Annotated in this window: 11 protein-coding genes; 9 read left to right on the top strand and 2 right to left on the bottom strand. The window is 44.5% G+C overall.

The genetic code is table 11. The features are described from left to right. Nucleotides 1-23: 23 nt before the first annotated feature. The 8 genes from R7P69_RS08915 to fabV all read left to right on the top strand — a co-directional run bounded on the left by R7P69_RS08915 (nt 24) and on the right by fabV (nt 12,383). Nucleotides 24-1,400 carry an MATE family efflux transporter gene (locus R7P69_RS08915; protein ID WP_017820846.1) on the top strand — a complete coding sequence of 459 codons (1,377 nt, stop codon included), beginning with the start codon at nt 24-26 and terminating at the stop codon, nt 1,398-1,400. 187 nt (nt 1,401-1,587) lie between these two features. Continuing rightward, a complete protein-coding gene (locus R7P69_RS08910; protein ID WP_005378040.1) occupies nt 1,588-2,259 on the top strand; it encodes an ABC transporter ATP-binding protein in 672 nt (223 codons plus the stop codon). Further along, nucleotides 2,240-4,693, top strand: coding sequence for an ABC transporter permease (locus tag R7P69_RS08905; protein ID WP_005378038.1), 2,454 nt, complete (start codon nt 2,240-2,242; stop codon nt 4,691-4,693). Before R7P69_RS08910 ends, R7P69_RS08905 begins: the two co-directional genes overlap by 20 nt. Continuing rightward, nucleotides 4,693-5,817, top strand: a complete 1,125-nt coding sequence (locus R7P69_RS08900) for a lipocalin-like domain-containing protein (protein ID WP_042521997.1) — start codon at nt 4,693-4,695, stop codon at nt 5,815-5,817. Before R7P69_RS08905 ends, R7P69_RS08900 begins: the two co-directional genes overlap by 1 nt. 330 nt (nt 5,818-6,147) lie before the next feature. Continuing rightward, nucleotides 6,148-7,299 carry a Na+/H+ antiporter NhaA gene (gene nhaA / locus R7P69_RS08895; RefSeq protein WP_005378034.1) on the top strand — a complete coding sequence of 384 codons (1,152 nt, stop codon included), beginning with the start codon at nt 6,148-6,150 and terminating at the stop codon, nt 7,297-7,299. 717 nt (nt 7,300-8,016) lie between these two features. Further along, complete coding sequence (locus R7P69_RS08890; protein WP_005378033.1) at nt 8,017-8,652, top strand: TetR/AcrR family transcriptional regulator; 636 nt, start codon at nt 8,017-8,019, stop codon at nt 8,650-8,652. A gap of 71 nt (nt 8,653-8,723) precedes the next feature. Beyond that, the gene (locus tag R7P69_RS08885) at nt 8,724-11,006 is read left to right on the top strand and encodes an acyl-CoA dehydrogenase (RefSeq protein WP_017634878.1); all 2,283 of its coding nucleotides are present in this window, start codon (nt 8,724-8,726) and stop codon (nt 11,004-11,006) included. 174 nt (nt 11,007-11,180) lie between these two features. Next, on the top strand, nt 11,181-12,383 hold the full coding sequence (gene fabV / locus R7P69_RS08880; protein WP_005388648.1) for an enoyl-ACP reductase FabV: 1,203 nt from the start codon (nt 11,181-11,183) through the stop codon (nt 12,381-12,383). A gap of 78 nt (nt 12,384-12,461) precedes the next feature. Here the strand turns inward: fabV and R7P69_RS08875 are convergent, their stop codons facing one another. Together R7P69_RS08875 and R7P69_RS08870 are read right to left on the bottom strand one after the other, a co-directional pair. Beyond that, entirely contained in the window at nt 12,462-14,144 is a 1,683-nt protein-coding gene (locus R7P69_RS08875; protein ID WP_104975244.1) for an aspartate:alanine antiporter, read from the bottom strand. 175 nt (nt 14,145-14,319) lie between these two features. Then, nucleotides 14,320-14,586, bottom strand: coding sequence for a GrxA family glutaredoxin (locus R7P69_RS08870; protein WP_005378026.1), 267 nt, complete (start codon nt 14,584-14,586; stop codon nt 14,320-14,322). 377 nt (nt 14,587-14,963) lie between these two features. Here R7P69_RS08870 and R7P69_RS08865 point away from each other — a divergent pair, with 377 nt between their 5' ends. Next, entirely contained in the window at nt 14,964-16,208 is a 1,245-nt protein-coding gene (locus R7P69_RS08865; RefSeq protein ID WP_054576427.1) for an iron-containing alcohol dehydrogenase, read from the top strand. The last annotated feature ends 42 nt before the right edge of the window (nt 16,209-16,250 follow it).

The raw sequence follows: 16,250 nt of genomic DNA, 5'->3' as shown, positions 1-16,250 counted from the left end.
AATAAGTTGTCGTTGGAGCGCTTGTGACTTTTCTTTCTCAACTCTCAATACACGCAGATAAAGCATTCTTACGTCGTTTATTTGCAATCGCGTTACCAATTACACTGCAAAGCATGATGTTTTCAAGCCGAAGCCTCGTCGATGTTCTTATGCTTGGTCAACTTGGTGAAGCTGAAATTGCCGCTGTTGGAGTTGCTGCACGCGCGACTTTCGTCACCACCATCATGTTAGTTGGGGTGACAACGGGCGGTGCGTTGTTAACCGCTCAATATTGGGGGGCTGGCGATAAAGTTGGGGTGCGTCGCAGTACCGCTTTAACATGGATGATCGCAATGATGTTTGCTGCGATTGCTGTTGCTTTGTTTGTTGTTTTTCCACAACTCATCATGAGTTTGACTACCGATTCACAAGAAGTGATTGAGCTAGGGGCCAGCTATCTCATTATTTCGTCGGTTAGCATGTTTGCTGTTGCATGTGTGGCCAGTATGTCGGTGGGCCTAAGGGCGATGCACCAACCAGGCTTAAGCACTTTTTTTAGTGGTATAGGCATTTTATCTAATGTTTTTCTTAACTGGGTTTTAATTTTTGGTCAATTAGGCTTTCCTGCTTTGGGTATTACGGGAGCAGCGATCGCAACGGTAATCAGTGGCGCGATCGAAGTAGGTTGCTTGTTTGGTTATCTATGGTTGAAAAAACACATAATCGCATTTGGCTGGGATGATATACGCGCAGGATTGGTCTTAGATAAAATTACGCGTTTCTTGAGCCTCTCTTTGCCAACCACATTTAACTTCTTGGCGTGGGCTGGTGGGTTGTTTGCTTATCACGCGATCATGGGGCAAGCAGGCGTGCAAGGTTTGGCGGCGCTTTCCGTAATGACACCTGTTGAGTCGATCGCATTGGCGATGATGATTGGTTTATCGAATGCGGCTGCAGTTCTAGTCGGGAACCAGCTCGGCGCTCGTAATTTTGAACCCGTTTATTATCAAGCATGGGCTACGGTCATTTTGAATGTGCTTATCGCATTTGTGGTCGCCGTCTTGTTGATAGTGTCAAATCAATGGATCCTTAATGCGTTTAGTGCACTGACAACGGACACTCGCGAGCTAGCTGAACAGTTTATGGTGATTCTTGCGTTGGGTGTCGTGCTACGCTCGGTGCCGATGATGGCTATTGTTGGTGTATTACGTGCGGGCGGTGATGTTAAGTTTTGTTTGTATCAAGACATCTTGGCGCAGTGGGTGATCGGGATTCCACTCGCAGCATTTGCAGCGATTTATCTCAATTGGGACCCACAATGGGTTTACTTACTCTTTTTGACGGAAGAAGTTGTGAAGTGGGCGATTTGCTTGCCAAGAATGGTTAGCCGAAAATGGATGAAAAACCTGATTGGCCAGTAAGGAGGAACAGAGTTTATTTTGGCTGCAAAAATCTGCTCAAAACGTCAACAAAATTAGCAACAGAAAGTGAATCGAGTTGCATTTGTACTTCCATAGTGTGATCAAGCATTCAAAATACTTTCTACTAACAGGATTTTAGTGTAGATTCTGATCCCAATTTTTAAACACCATCCGAGCGGCATAATCAATGTTAAAACTGTCAGACCTATGTAAAGGCTATGTAGACGGGGGAGAGTTTCACCCTGTATTACAAGGGGCAGAATTAACATTGCAGCAAGGCGACCAAGTTGCTCTGATGGGAGAAAGTGGTTCGGGCAAAAGTACTCTGCTGAATTTAATCGCCGGATTAGATACTGCTGACTCTGGTGAAGTGCAGTTTCCAAATTTTGCTATGCATGAAGCACCGGAGCATTTAAGAACCCTTTATCGCCGCAACAATATTGGGAATATCTTCCAACAATTCAACCTGCTTCCTACACTTAATATTGCCGACAATATTCGTTTTTGTCGTCAGTTAAAAGGTCTGCCGGAAGATAAAGAGTTGTGGCGTCAAATTCTTTCTGCTTTGGACTTAATGCCATTGCTAGGACGTTATCCGGAAGAGGCGTCTGGTGGTCAGCAACAACGTGCGGCGATTGCTCGTGCACTCTATATGGAACCCAAAATCCTGCTTGCTGATGAGCCAACTGGTAGTCTAGATGAGCGAAACGCAGAAGCAGTAATGCGCTTATTAACGAGTCTCGCTCGCCAACTGGAGTGTACTTTGCTGTTAGTGACGCACAGTGAAAAAGTGGCCGCCCATATGGAAGGAAAGATTCGACTTCAAGGAGGGCAGCTACATGTTATGGCCCGTAGTTAAGGCACTACTCGGTCATTACCGTCGTTACCCTCTACAAATTATTCTTGTCTGGCTGGGATTAACTTTAGGCGTGTCCCTCCTTGTTGGTGTTACTTCTATCAACCAGCATGCAAAACAAAGTTATGCTACTGGGGAAAAGCTTTTCTCCAATCCTTTGCCATACCGAATCCGAACGAAGCACTCTGCCAATAAAATTCCTCAAGGTTTCTATATTCAGTTACGTCGAGCTGGGTTTAACCAATGTGCACCGTTTGATGTGCTTCATCTAGATGCCAAGACCGATATGAGCCTGATGTTGGTGGGGATAGATCCTGTCGCGATGATCCCACTACAACAAGGAAAATCGCTGGGTGAGATGCCGGTTTTATCACTAATGAAGCCTCCTTATCCTATTCTCGTTAGTCAAGATTTAGCCGCTTACATGAGTTGGCAGGATGGGGACTTCATTGAGATGAATGACGGAAGCCGTCTCGGGCCTATTCAAGTAGATAAGGACAAGATGCTTTCGGGTACTCGGTTGGTTACTGATATATCGTTGTTGCGTATGCTCAAGCGGAGCTCAGGTTTGTCTGCGATTTCTTGTGGCGAAATGCCAGAGGAAAAGCTGATAGCACTGAAAAACATGTTGCCAAACGGAATGACGCTCGTTAGGAATACGCGTACTGAGCTTGAGTCGCTAACTAACGCATTCCATATGAATCTCACCGCGATGGGAATGTTGTCGTTTTTGGTCGGGTTGTTTATTTTTTATCAAGCGATGTCTCTGTCTTTCATCCAGCGACAACGTTTGGTCGGTATTTTGAGACAGACTGGTGTTAACGGAACACAGTTAGCGCAAGCTTTATTACTAGAGTTGTCTTTGCTCGTCTTTATTGCGTGGGCGTGTGGTAACTTTTTTGGCTTGATCTTAGCAAATGAACTTATCCCAGCAGTGTCTTCGAGCCTGAGTGATTTGTATGATGCCAACGTAGGCTTAACCATAGGATGGTCATGGCAATCTAGCTTATACAGTCTAATCATGGCAGCGATGGGTGCGTTGATATCGTGTCTGTGGCCATTAATCCGTTTGCTGAAGTCACAACCAATCCGCCTTTCTTCTCGACTGTCGCTAATGCGATTTGCTGGAAGAGAGTTCTCTTGGCAGGCGCTTGCGGCATGTGCGTTTTGTGTCGCTGCAATAGCGGTATATCAGGCGCCGAAAACACAAGAAACCGGCTTTGCTATTATTGCGCTGATGTTGGTTAGTGTGGCGTTGTTTATGCCATTTATTATGTGGCATATGTTCCAAAGTTTTTCTTATACCATGCGATGGGTTCGTGTCCGTTGGTTTTTTGCTGATGCAGCAGCCAGCATGAGCTATCGCGGTGTGGCTACGATGGCGTTTATGTTAGCGCTGGCGGCAAACATTGGTGTAGAAACAATGGTCGGAAGCTTTCGAGATACAACCGATAAGTGGCTAAATCAGCGATTAGCCGCTGATGTGTACATCTATCCGACCAACAATTCAGCCGCTAGGATGAGCGCATGGCTCCAGAATCAGCCAGAGGTGAACTCGGTTTGGTGGCGCTGGGAAAAAGATATGCCGACCGAGCATGGTGCTCTGCAAGTTGTGAGTACGGGCTCTTCTGAAGGTGAGTTAGACTCACTTACCGTCAAGTTAGGTGTCCCAAATTACTGGTATCAACTGCACGCTACCAAGAGCTTAATGGTCAGTGAGTCGATGGCCTTGAAGCTGGATATCCGCCCTGGCGATTTCATTAACTTGCAAGAACCGCTTGGTGGTGATTGGCAAGTCGTAGGCGTTTACTACGATTATGGAAACCCATATAACCAGGTGATGATGTCGCACCGGAATTGGCTGTATGCATTTGCAGGTACGGGTAATGTTGGTCTTGGCGTAGTATTAAAAGATAACGTCAATGGAGAAGGGCTGAAAAATCGCTTAGAGAATGTATTCCGTCTCCCGCAAGATCGTGTGTTTGATAACGGTAATATTTATAGCCAAGCAATGAGAGTGTTTGATCATACCTTTGCGATAGCAGGAACCTTGGGCAATATCACGCTGATTATTGCCGTGTTTGGTTTATTCTTTGCGACGTTGGCAGGAGAACTTTCACGGCAGCGGCATTTTTCCTTATTAAGGTGCATGGGTGTGTCCGGAAAAGAACTTGTCGTATTAGGTGGTTTGCAGCTATTCGTCTTCGGAGCCATTTCTGCGATTATTGCAGTGCCGCTCGGCTTGGCGCTCGCACATTTGATCGTTGATATTATCATTAAGCAATCATTTGGCTGGTCTCTAGAGCTTCAAACGATTCCATGGGAGTATGCTCAAACCATTGCTTGGGCGATGCTTGCCATCATGGTTGCTGGCGCATTGCCAGTTATTAGAATGATCAAAAGTACACCGATGAAGTCATTAAGGGACGCGTTGTAATGAAAAAAATGGGCTCTAAAAAACGCTTGTTGGTTTCAACGCTCATTGTTGTTACGTTCGCTTTTCTGACTGGGGCTGCTTTTTACTCAACTTTTTGGTTAGAGGCGACAGCAACACGAGAAAGCGAACTTGATTCTATCTTAACGCGTGAAAATCAAACGATTTTCGAGCCTGTACTACCTAATGAGCATGTCTCTTTACCCTCAGACTTTCGCTTTCATCCCGAGTATCAGCATGAATGGTGGCACTACTTTGCGAAACTAAAAGATGAGCAAGGCAAGATCTACAATGTTCAATGGAGCTATTTCAGGGTTGCGACGGACGAGCGAGAAACCAGCGGTTGGCAGAACCCTCAATTGTACATTTCACATGTTGTCGTCAGTCATGGCTCGCATGTATGGAAAGAGCAACGGGTAGCTAGAGGTGGGATAGGCCAAGCTGGTATGATCAATCGTCCTTTCAGGTTATGGATTGATAATTGGACTTGGCGATCACTCGGTGCGACGCCTTTCCCGGGCAACTTGAATGTGAATACTGATACGTTTGGACTTGAGCTCAATACCATGACAAGCGGCCCCTTTGTGGTGAATGGAGACAAAGGCTTCCAAGTTAAACATGCGTTGCAATCTGTTGCTTCTTTCAGCTTCAGTGCTCCATTTTTAAAAGTAAAAGGCAGCTTAAGCTTAAATGGTAAGCGATTCTCAGTGACGGGTTCTGCTTGGGCGCAAAAAGAGTGGGGCAGCGGCTTAATTGGTGAGGGGCAACAAGGCTGGGATTGGTTTGTTTTCAATTTAGATGATGGTCGAGCATTAACTGTTAGCCGTTATCGTCACCATGGGCAAACACCGCACGTGTTTGGCACGTTGTCGACACGCTCAGGTAAAGTCATCAACCTCTCAGACGATGATATCAGTATTAAACCAATGCAAGTGACCAGTTTATCCAATGGAAGAAGGTTACCTTTGCAGTGGATTATCAATATTCCGAAGCATCAAATTAACTTGACTACCCGTATTATCAAGTCAGATATGTGGCTACCCTTTGTAATACCTTACTGGGAAGGGCCTACTTTAGCTTCCGGCTCCAATGAGGCTTGGGGCTTTATGCAGCTGACAGGCTATTGAGTTGTGAAGAAAACCACCCCCTACGGGTGGTTTTTTAGTGCGCGAAGCTTCCTAGCTTTTTCTCAAAAGTACGGGGTTATCATGATGGTACAAGCCGTGTTATGCTGATTTTCTCATCATCTTGATAAATATTTGGTGCGACAAAAACAAATACGATCTCCGATCAAAACTGAGTGTCATGTTGGAAAATACGATGTATAGTAAACTTAACATCGAAAAAACCGAAGTTTATACTCTGAAGAAGCGATTATTCTAAAGTTTTCGACAGCTATACACTCTTATCACTCTTTGTTAATCGTTTATTAAGATAATAAATATAAGGACGAAACCATGAACGATGTCATTCGTGACTTTTTCAAAATGGAATCAGCAGGTGGTATTCTTCTCGTAATTGCAGCGGCAATTGCGATGACCATTGCTAACTCACCGCTGGGCGAAACTTATCAATCTGTACTGCATACTTATGTATTCGGTATGTCAGTTTCTCACTGGATTAATGACGGCCTAATGGCTGTTTTCTTCTTACTTATTGGCCTTGAAGTGAAGCGAGAGCTACTTGAAGGAGCGCTAAAATCAAAAGAAACCGCAATTTTCCCTGCGATTGCAGCGGTTGGTGGTATGTTAGCCCCTGCTCTTATTTACGTTGCGTTTAATGCTAACGACCCAGAGGCGGTTTCTGGCTGGGCAATTCCAGCTGCGACGGATATTGCATTTGCTCTAGGTATCATGGCGCTACTAGGTAAGCGCGTACCAGTAAGCCTTAAAGTGTTTTTGTTAGCTCTCGCTATCATCGACGATTTAGGTGTGGTTGTTATTATTGCACTGTTTTACACAGGTGATCTTTCTAGCATGGCGCTGCTTGTTGGCTTCATCATGACTGGTGTCCTGTTCATGTTGAATGCTAAGGAAGTAACGAAACTGACGCCATACATGATAGTCGGCGCGATCTTATGGTTTGCGGTACTTAAATCTGGTGTTCACGCAACACTTGCAGGCGTAGTGATCGGCTTTGCTATTCCTCTTAAGGGTAAACAGGGCGAACATTCCCCACTTAAGCACATGGAGCACGCACTTCATCCATACGTGGCATTTGGTATCTTACCTCTATTCGCATTTGCAAATGCGGGGATTTCGCTAGAAGGCGTATCGATGTCAGGCCTAACTTCAATGCTGCCATTAGGTATTGCTTTGGGGCTACTGGTTGGTAAGCCTCTAGGTATCTTCACCTTTAGTTGGGCAGCTGTGAAAATGGGTGTAGCTAAGTTACCGGAAGGCATTAACTTCAAGCATATCTTTGCGGTCTCTGTGTTGTGTGGTATCGGTTTTACAATGTCTATATTCATTTCCTCTTTAGCGTTTGGAAATGTAAGCCCTGAGTTTGATACCTATGCTCGACTAGGTATCTTAATGGGCTCGACGACAGCCGCGTTACTTGGCTACGCGTTACTGCACTTTTCTTTGCCTAAGAAAGCGCAAGCGTAAGATACACACTGTTTAGTAAAGCCTCCCATTCGGGAGGCTTTTTTATGTCTGCAGATTGGCACATCAACCACTTCAGGGTGGTTACTTTTGTGACCAACTAAGGTCTAGCTTATGGAGTCGGGGCAAATCATCGAAAGGGGCGTTTGGTAAATCTATAGGCGAAAAAAAGCCCAGCCGAAAATTTGACTGGGCGGATACAAACATAGGAGTTAATAAGAAAAAAGCAGCAACGTAACAATTAGATGGAAACAAGTTTGACGGCCAGTGAAACTTCAAATGCCCTAACTGTTACGTATATTCAGACCGAGCCTTTTCCAAACAGTTCCATTTTTTTTCAAAAAATTTCTACTTAATGCTTTCTAGCTTCTTACACATCCGAAAGTAATAGAAAAATCGAGATGGATTACCAACTTGGCGAAGTTACTAACTTCTGTGTTTCTCATTTTATCTCCCCTAGAACCGAAGATGTATTTCATACTCTCTTCGCTCACTCCGAGCCGCCAACGCTATTGTTAGCGTTTCAATTGCGCTGGTCTGAGAAACTTGATCGTTTTCTTCTGACAAGCTTCATTGGAGTATTCGATTGAATTTCAAAAGATTAGATCACACCTTTTGCTGTCTGGTCAGACCAATTGGTTAAAGTGTGATGTTAATCATTTGTTAATCTTAGGTTTCGGGAGTATATTTTCAAACAGTTGTTTAATACGAGTGATTAAAATGGCCCCGAGAACATCAACAAAAGAAAAAATACTCGATGTCGCAGAAGGACTCTTTGCTGAACATGGCTTTAATGATACTTCGCTAAGAACGATAACAGGTAAAGCTAACGTTAACTTAGCATCGGTAAACTATCACTTTGGCGATAAAAAAACGCTGGTTAGAGCGGTTTTAGATAGGTATTTAGAAGCACTAATGCCGAGCATTAAGACTTCATTAATTGAGCTAAACACGCGCGATAGCTACAACATGGACGATGTCTTTGAGTCATTGCGATTACCTTTACGTACATTAAATGATGTACGCCCAAATGGTACTGCGCTATTTATGTTGTTAATTGGCCGCGGTTATACAGACGTTCAAGGTCATCTACGCTGGTTCATTACCACCAGATACGAAGAGGTACTGAACCTTTTCACTTTCTCGATAATGAAGGCGAACCCGGAACTATGTGAAGAACAGTTGTTTTGGCGACTGCACTTCACGTTAGGAACCTGTGTATTTACGATGGCTTCAAGCCAAGCTCTTTCGGAGCTGGCAGAAAGTAAGTTTGAAAAGGAAGTCGATGTGAAATCTGTCGTCGATTTACTGATTCCATATTTGTCAGCAGGAATGTCAGCAAAGCAGTTGGCATAAGACAAATAAGAAAGTTAAACCAATAATAAGATTATACCCCGAGCGGTTACGTGAACAAAAGGATCTGAACTATGAGCTCTCTACGAAGAAAATGGATTAGTGACCCGGCTTTTAAAGTGTTCAAAAAAGTATTGCCACCTCTGTCTAGCACCGAGAAAGAGGCGATGGAAGCGGGTAGTGTATGGTGGGATGCCGAACTATTCTCAGGCAAGCCAAACTTCACAACATTGCATCATTATCCAACGCCTACACTGACGGCAGAAGAGCAGTCATTTATGGATAATGAGCTTGAAACCCTGCTAGAAATGCTTGATGACCAGAAGATTGTCAAAGAAGACAGGGATTTACCGCCTGAAGTATGGGAGTACCTACGTAAAGAGCGATTTTTCTCTTTGATCATCTCGAAAGCATATGGTGGTCGTGAATTTTCCGCTTTGGCGAACTCAACCATTGTTTCTCGTATTGCGACTCGAAGTATCAGTACCGCGGTATCGGTAATGGTACCGAACTCTCTTGGCCCTGGTGAGCTGCTATCGCACTATGGTACGCAAGAGCAAAAAGATTACTGGTTGCCTCGTTTAGCTGATGGTACAGACATCCCTTGTTTCGCCCTAACTGGCCCTGAAGCGGGTTCTGATGCAGGTGGCATACCTGATCAAGGCGTGGTTTGTTACGGCACCCATGAAGGCAAAGAAGTGCTTGGCGTGCGAGTTAGTTGGAATAAACGCTACATCACGCTTGCGCCAGTTGCGACAGTGCTCGGGTTAGCATTTAAACTGCAGGATCCTGAAGGGCTACTTGGAGACAAGAAAGAGGTTGGCATTACATGTGCGTTGATTCCCGCTGACCATGAAGGTGTCGAGATAGGCGAGCGCCATGATCCTCTGGGGTCTGCGTTCATGAATGGCCCAACTCGTGGTGAAGATGTCTTCATCCCTATGGACTGGTTGATCGGTGGCGCTGATTACGCAGGTAAAGGTTGGCGTATGCTGGTTGAGTGTCTTTCTGCTGGTCGTGGTATCTCTCTTCCAGCGCTTGGCACAGCGATTGGTCACCTTACTACACGTACAACAGGTGCTTATGCTTACGTGCGTAAACAGTTTGGAATGTCGATCGGTAAGTTTGAAGGTGTTGCAGAAGCAATGGGGCGCATTGGTGGTCTTACTTACCTACTAGAAGCGACGCGTACGCTAACGACGACTTCTCTCGATATGAAAGAAAAACCTGGGATTGTAACCGCGATTGCCAAGTACCACATGACGGAAATCGCGCGTACCATTCTAAATGATTCGTTTGATATCCATGCGGGTCGTGCGATTCAAGATGGCCCAATGAACTATCTTGCTAAACATTACCTTGGTATCCCGGTTGCTATCACCGTTGAAGGCGCGAATATTCTGACTCGTAACCTGATGATTTTTGGTCAAGGTGCGACTCGATGTCACCCATATGTTCTAAAAGAAATGGAAGCAGCGGCGAATCCAGATTCTGAACAAGGTGCGAAAGAATTTGACAACTTACTCTTTAAACACATCAAGCACGCGCTCGGTAATACATTCGGTGCATTTGGTGCAGCACTAACTGGTTCTCGATTTGTTAACGCGCACATGAGTGGCCCAACGCAGCAATACTACAAAGACATTACTCGTCTCAGTCGTGCACTTGCAGTAAGTGCAGACTTTGCGATGTTAACCTTAGGTGGAGACTTGAAGCGTAAAGAAATGATCTCCGCACGTTTGGGTGATGGATTAAGCTATCTATACATGGCATCTGCTGCCTTGAAAAAGTATGAAGATGAAGGCCGTCAACAAGGCGATCTAGACTTCGTTCATTACGCTGTTCAACACTGTTTGTATAACGCTTCTAAGTCATTAAATGAGGCTTACACCAACTTCCCTGTGAAATACGTTGGCGGTGTGCTTAAGGGGCTATTGTTCCCGCTTGGTAATCATTTCAATAAGCCAAGTGATGAGCTGTGTGTGAATTTGGCTGAAGCGATGATGACGCCAGGCGCGCAACGTGATCGCCTCACGCATCTGTGCTACATCGGAAAATCAGAGGATGACAGCGTAGGCTTAATGGAGAATGCATTCCTTGCAATGTACGACATTAAACCTTTGGAGCGTAAACTTATGAAGGCTGCGAAGGATGGTAAAGTGGCTCGTAAAGGTCTGCTACATGATCGTTTGCAGCAAGCATTTGAAGCAGGCGTGTTAACTGAACAAGAAATTGATCAAATCATGGCTGCAGATAAATTGCGCTACAAGGCGATTCAAGTTGACCACTTTAGTCATGACTTTTCTGAAGTGCGAACTCATAGCCCAAAAAAGTCGCAGTTGAATCCGGCGGCATAATAGACAACTAATGTTAAGAAAAGCACCTCAATGAGGTGCTTTTTTGTATTCTTGGGGAGTGGATGGTGGGATAGTGCTCCAACCACTTGCCTTTTAAGAGCATTTTTACAGAAATTAGATGCGAAATCCCAACGAAACTTTTATCCTAACAAGGTTTTTTAAAGGAAGTTGAATATGATCATCAAACCTAGAATTCGTGGATTTATCTGTACTACAACGCACCCTGTTGGTTGTGAAGCTAACGTAAAAGAACAAATTGCGTACACCAAAGCGCAAGGTCCAATCAAAAACGCACCTAAGCGTGTTCTTGTTGTTGGTGCATCAAGTGGCTACGGTCTATCTTCTCGTATCGCTGCGGCATTTGGTGGCGGTGCATCAACTATCGGTGTTTTCTTCGAAAAAGAAGGTACTGAGAAGAAGCCAGGTACAGCAGGTTTTTACAATGCCGCTGCTTTTGAAAAGCTAGCGCGTGAAGAAGGTCTGTACGCAAAAAGCTTAAACGGCGACGCTTTCTCAAATGAAGCGAAACAGAAAACTATCGAGCTGATCAAAGAAGACTTAGGTCAAATCGATATGGTGGTTTACTCACTGGCATCTCCAGTACGTAAAATGCCAGAAACTGGTGAATTAGTTCGTTCATCTCTTAAACCTATCGGTGAAACTTACACATCAACGGCTGTTGATACCAACAAAGATGTGATCATCGAAGCTAGCGTTGAGCCTGCAACAGAAGAAGAAATCAAAGACACTGTCACTGTAATGGGCGGTGAAGATTGGGAACTTTGGATCAATGCGTTGTCTGATGCTGGTGTTCTTGCTGAAGGTTGTAAGACCGTCGCGTACAGCTACATTGGTACTGAGCTAACTTGGCCAATTTATTGGGATGGTGCACTAGGTAAAGCAAAAATGGACCTAGACCGTGCAGCGAAAGCGCTAAACGACAAGTTAGCAGCAACAGGTGGTAGTGCCAATGTTGCGGTACTTAAATCTGTTGTAACTCAGGCGAGTTCTGCAATTCCTGTTATGCCACTGTACATCGCAATGGTATTCAAGAAAATGCGCGAAGAAGGTGTACACGAAGGCTGTATGGAACAAATCTACCGTATGTTCAGCCAACGTCTATACAAAGAAGACGGTAGCGCGGCAGAAGTTGATGAGATGAACCGCCTACGTCTGGATGACTGGGAACTTCGTGACGACATTCAGCAGCACTGTCGTGAGCTATGGCCTCAAATTACGACTGAGAACCTAAAAGAGCTGACTGACTACGTTGAGTACAAAGAAGAGTTCTTGAAACTATTTGGTTTCGGCGTTGAAGGCGTAGATTACGAAGCGGATGTGAATCCAGCAGTTGAAGCAGACTTCATTCAAATCTAATCGAATCACAGACTAGATAACCAATAAACAAAAGGCGCTCATTGAGCGCCTTTTTGTATTTCATAGTCAAAGTGAGTATTAACTTAGTATTATCAGAATCGTACCAGCTAGCGTCATTAAAATATTCGCAATCGCATAGGTACCCGCATAACCAAGGGCAGGGATGGTGGACTTAGCGTAGTCGTTAACGACATCCATAGCTGGAGCGCAAGTACGGGCGCCAATAATGGCACCGAAGAGCAGAGCACGGTTCATCTTGAGTACGTGTGCGCCAACTAAGTAAGCCAGAACTACAGGCACAACACTGACAATAAATGCCAAACCAATGACTTTTGGTCCTACTTGCGTTAGGTGCTCGAACATCTTTCCACCTGCACTTAGACCAATTCCCACCATAAAGAACATTAACCCTAGATCTTTGACCATATTCAGCGCCCCTTGTGGGACATAACCGAAAGTAGGGTGATTTGCTCGTAAGAAACCAAGCGTAATACCGGACAACAGAAGACCCACCGCATTACCCAAACTGAAAGACACCTGACCGAACGTCATTGTGATGAGGCCAAACAGAATACCCAAAATAAAGAAGCTACAAAAAGCGAGCAAATCGGCCATTTGACTGTGGATCGAGATGAAACCGATTTTTTCCGCCAGTCCATGTACTCGGCTTTTCTCGCCGCTCACTTGAAGGACGTCCCCTTTAGCGAGCACAATGTCTAAGTCCATAGGCATTTCAATCTGAGCGCGAACTACGCGGTTTAAGAAACAGCCAAACTCAGACAAATTCAAATCCGATAAACGTTTACCAGCGATAGCGTCACTTTTTACGACGATTTCTTCTTCAACGATGCGTAAATCAAGCAAGTTACGGTCGAATACTTCTTTACCATTACGGAAGCTAGGGTCTAATCGAGCATGGCTGTCAGGGAAGCCAACCAGTGCAATTTCATCTCCCTCTTGCAAGATAGCATCACCATCTGGGTGGGCGAGAATACCATTGCGACGGATTCGTTCAATGTAACAGCCAGTTTGACGATAAATACCCAGTTCTCGCAAGTTTTTACCATCAGTCCAGTCAATTAGCTCTGAGCCCACTCGGTAAGCTCGAATAATGGGTAAATACACTTTTCTCTGGCTTGAATTTCCAAGGCCACGCTCTTGTGCGATTTGCTGCGCGGAGTCAGAAAGGTTTTGTTTTTGCAGTTTTGGCAACAATTTAGCAAACATGATCATGCTAATTAAGCCGACCAGATAAGCCATCGCGTAGCCTACGGATAGATTTTCTAATACCAGAGAAAATTCCATATTCCGCGGTATAGTCGCAAGGCCAGAGTTAAGAGCATCTTGTGCACCAACCAGTACTGGCGTTGCGGTCAATGCGCCTGCCATCATACCGGCGGATAAGCCAAAATCGAGGCCGAAATAGTGACTCAAACCATACGTTAAGCTGACCGCAGACACGAGAACAGTCATGCTTAAAATAAAATAATGCTTACCATCTCTGAAGAATATACCAAAAAAGTTTGGTCCAGCTTCAATGCCAACGCAGTAGATAAACAGCATAAAGCCAATGGTTAAAGCTTCTGCATTAAATGAGAAACCAAGGTGGCCCATTACCAAAGAGGTAATAAGAACGCCAATAGAGTTGCCTAATTGTAATTTGCCAAATCGAATTTTTCCGATGGCAAGGCCAATGGCTAATACGACGAAGATTAGAAGGATAGGGTTTTGCTCAAGAAGGTATACGACGTCTATGTTCACTGTGTGGCTCGGTAGAGTGTGTGCCAAAAAAGATTAAGAACTGTGAATTGTAACTAAATATAGCAAAAAGATAAGTGAATTTTTTTAGGTTTTACCATTAGTTGACTTAACGTAATAACCAGCTGAAAAATAATAAAAAAGCCGCATGAAGCGGCTTTTTTGAAAACAGTCTTTATTACTCGTCAAATAGACCTAGGTGCTCTTTCGCGTATGCTTCGAATTCGTCGCAGCCACCGATGTGCTCTTGGTCGATAAAGATCTGGGGAACGGTTTCAACTGGTTTACCAACTGTTTTCTCAAGATCTGCTTTAGAAATACCCTCAGCGTGAATATCAACGTAACGGTAGTTGAAGTCATCACGTTTTGCTTTTAGCGTTTCTGCGTGCTCTTTTGCACGAACACAGAAAGGACATGCAGGGCGACCAAAGATAACAACGAACATAATCTTATTTCTCCTAAATCTATTCTTTTTTGAAAGCGTACAAAACATAGCGGCTGAGTGCGCTTTCTTTTGTTGGAGTAACTATGCCCGATCCAGATACGGAAATAAAGCGGCAATTACCTCTTGGTTCTATAGGTGAAATCTATCGAATAAAAACTAAACGCGCGTGCTTATTTTACGGCTCTGAAGTATGTGAAGTGACGCATAAAAAACATACATTCTAAAGGGTTAATGATGGCAAGGTGGAATTGGTCAATTTTTTTTGTTTAAAAAAATAGCAATCTATTTTGGCTATACGCAAATAACTTCAACTCTTACATAAGTGTTAAATCAGAGGGCGAGAGGTTATTTGGGTATATTCTTTTGGGAGGGTGTGTATGTTTCAGTTTATGACTGCAACAAGGATTATATTTGGTGAAGGTGCACTTCAATCTTCATTGTCCGTTATTAACCAATTTGGCTACAGTGTTTTGCTGGTTACTGGGCAGGATACCCAACGAGCCGCCCCCATTATCCAATATCTTAAAGCTCAAAATATGCGTTACCAGCACGTAGCTATCGTTGGTGAACCATACATCACGATGGTAGAAGAGACCGCAGTGCTCGGTAGAAAATTCCAACCTGATATGGTGGTTGCGATAGGTGGTGGCAGCGTCATCGATATGGGCAAAGCCTTAGCTGCCATTATTCCCAATCAAGGCAATGTTTACGATTACGTAGAAGTGGTAGGAAGAAGCGTCCCTTTAAAAGCAAAGCCTCTTCATTTTATTGCAATTCCTACGACAGCAAGCACTGGTTCAGAAGTGACCAGAAATGCTGTGCTGAAATCTGGACAAGATAAAGTGAAAGTGAGTCTTCGAAGCCCTGATATGCTCGCAGACGTTGCCATTGTAGACCCGACACTTACTTACGGGACCGACCAATACACATCTGGACGTGGCGCAATGGATGCGTTCACTCATTTAATGGAAGCGTATGTGTGTGGTGAGCCAAACCCTCTTACTGATATGGTCTGCGAAGAGGGGCTACGCCGTTTAAGCCGTTCAGTGATTGCCGCTTGTAAGCAAGATAATCATAAGGCGCGCTCTGATTTATCGTTCGCTGCATTGCTTGGTGGTATGGCGATTACTAATGCCAAATTAGGTGCTGCTCATGGGTTAGCATCGGCGTTAGGAGGCAAGTTAGACGCCCCCCATAGCGTTATTACGGCTCGCCTAGCTCCGCACGTGATGCAGGAGAACATTAACGCTGCTAAACTCGCGGGTAGGAATGATGTGATAAGTCGTTATCGTAAGCTGGCCCAATTAGTCACTGAGCGAGTAAATGCTAACGAACACGATGGAATTCTTTGGGTAAATATGGTGCTAGATAAGTTAGCGTTACCGCTACTGGCTCAATTTGGAGTATGCCAAACCTCTTTTGAGCAAGTGGCGAATGATGCGCTTAAATCAATGGCAATCAAAGGGAATCCTTTACCTCTTAATCAGGAACGTTTGATACACATATTGCAGCAAGTCTGTGATTGTAGTGGAGAGTGTGTAGCAGAGAGTGCACAACATGTCAGTTCTGTTGAAGTACTGGAATCAAGAACGGACTTATCGAGTGTCAACGACTTAGGGTGATTGCTCCCTTAGCAGCATTAAAACAAAAGGGGAGCCTTGAGC

The organism is Vibrio sp. 661, assembly GCF_033339315.1.
Taxonomy (GTDB): Bacteria; Pseudomonadota; Gammaproteobacteria; order Enterobacterales; family Vibrionaceae; genus Vibrio; species Vibrio alginolyticus.
The sequence above is the reverse complement of the archived record's forward strand: the minus strand, read 5'-3'. Positions and strand labels throughout refer to the sequence as shown.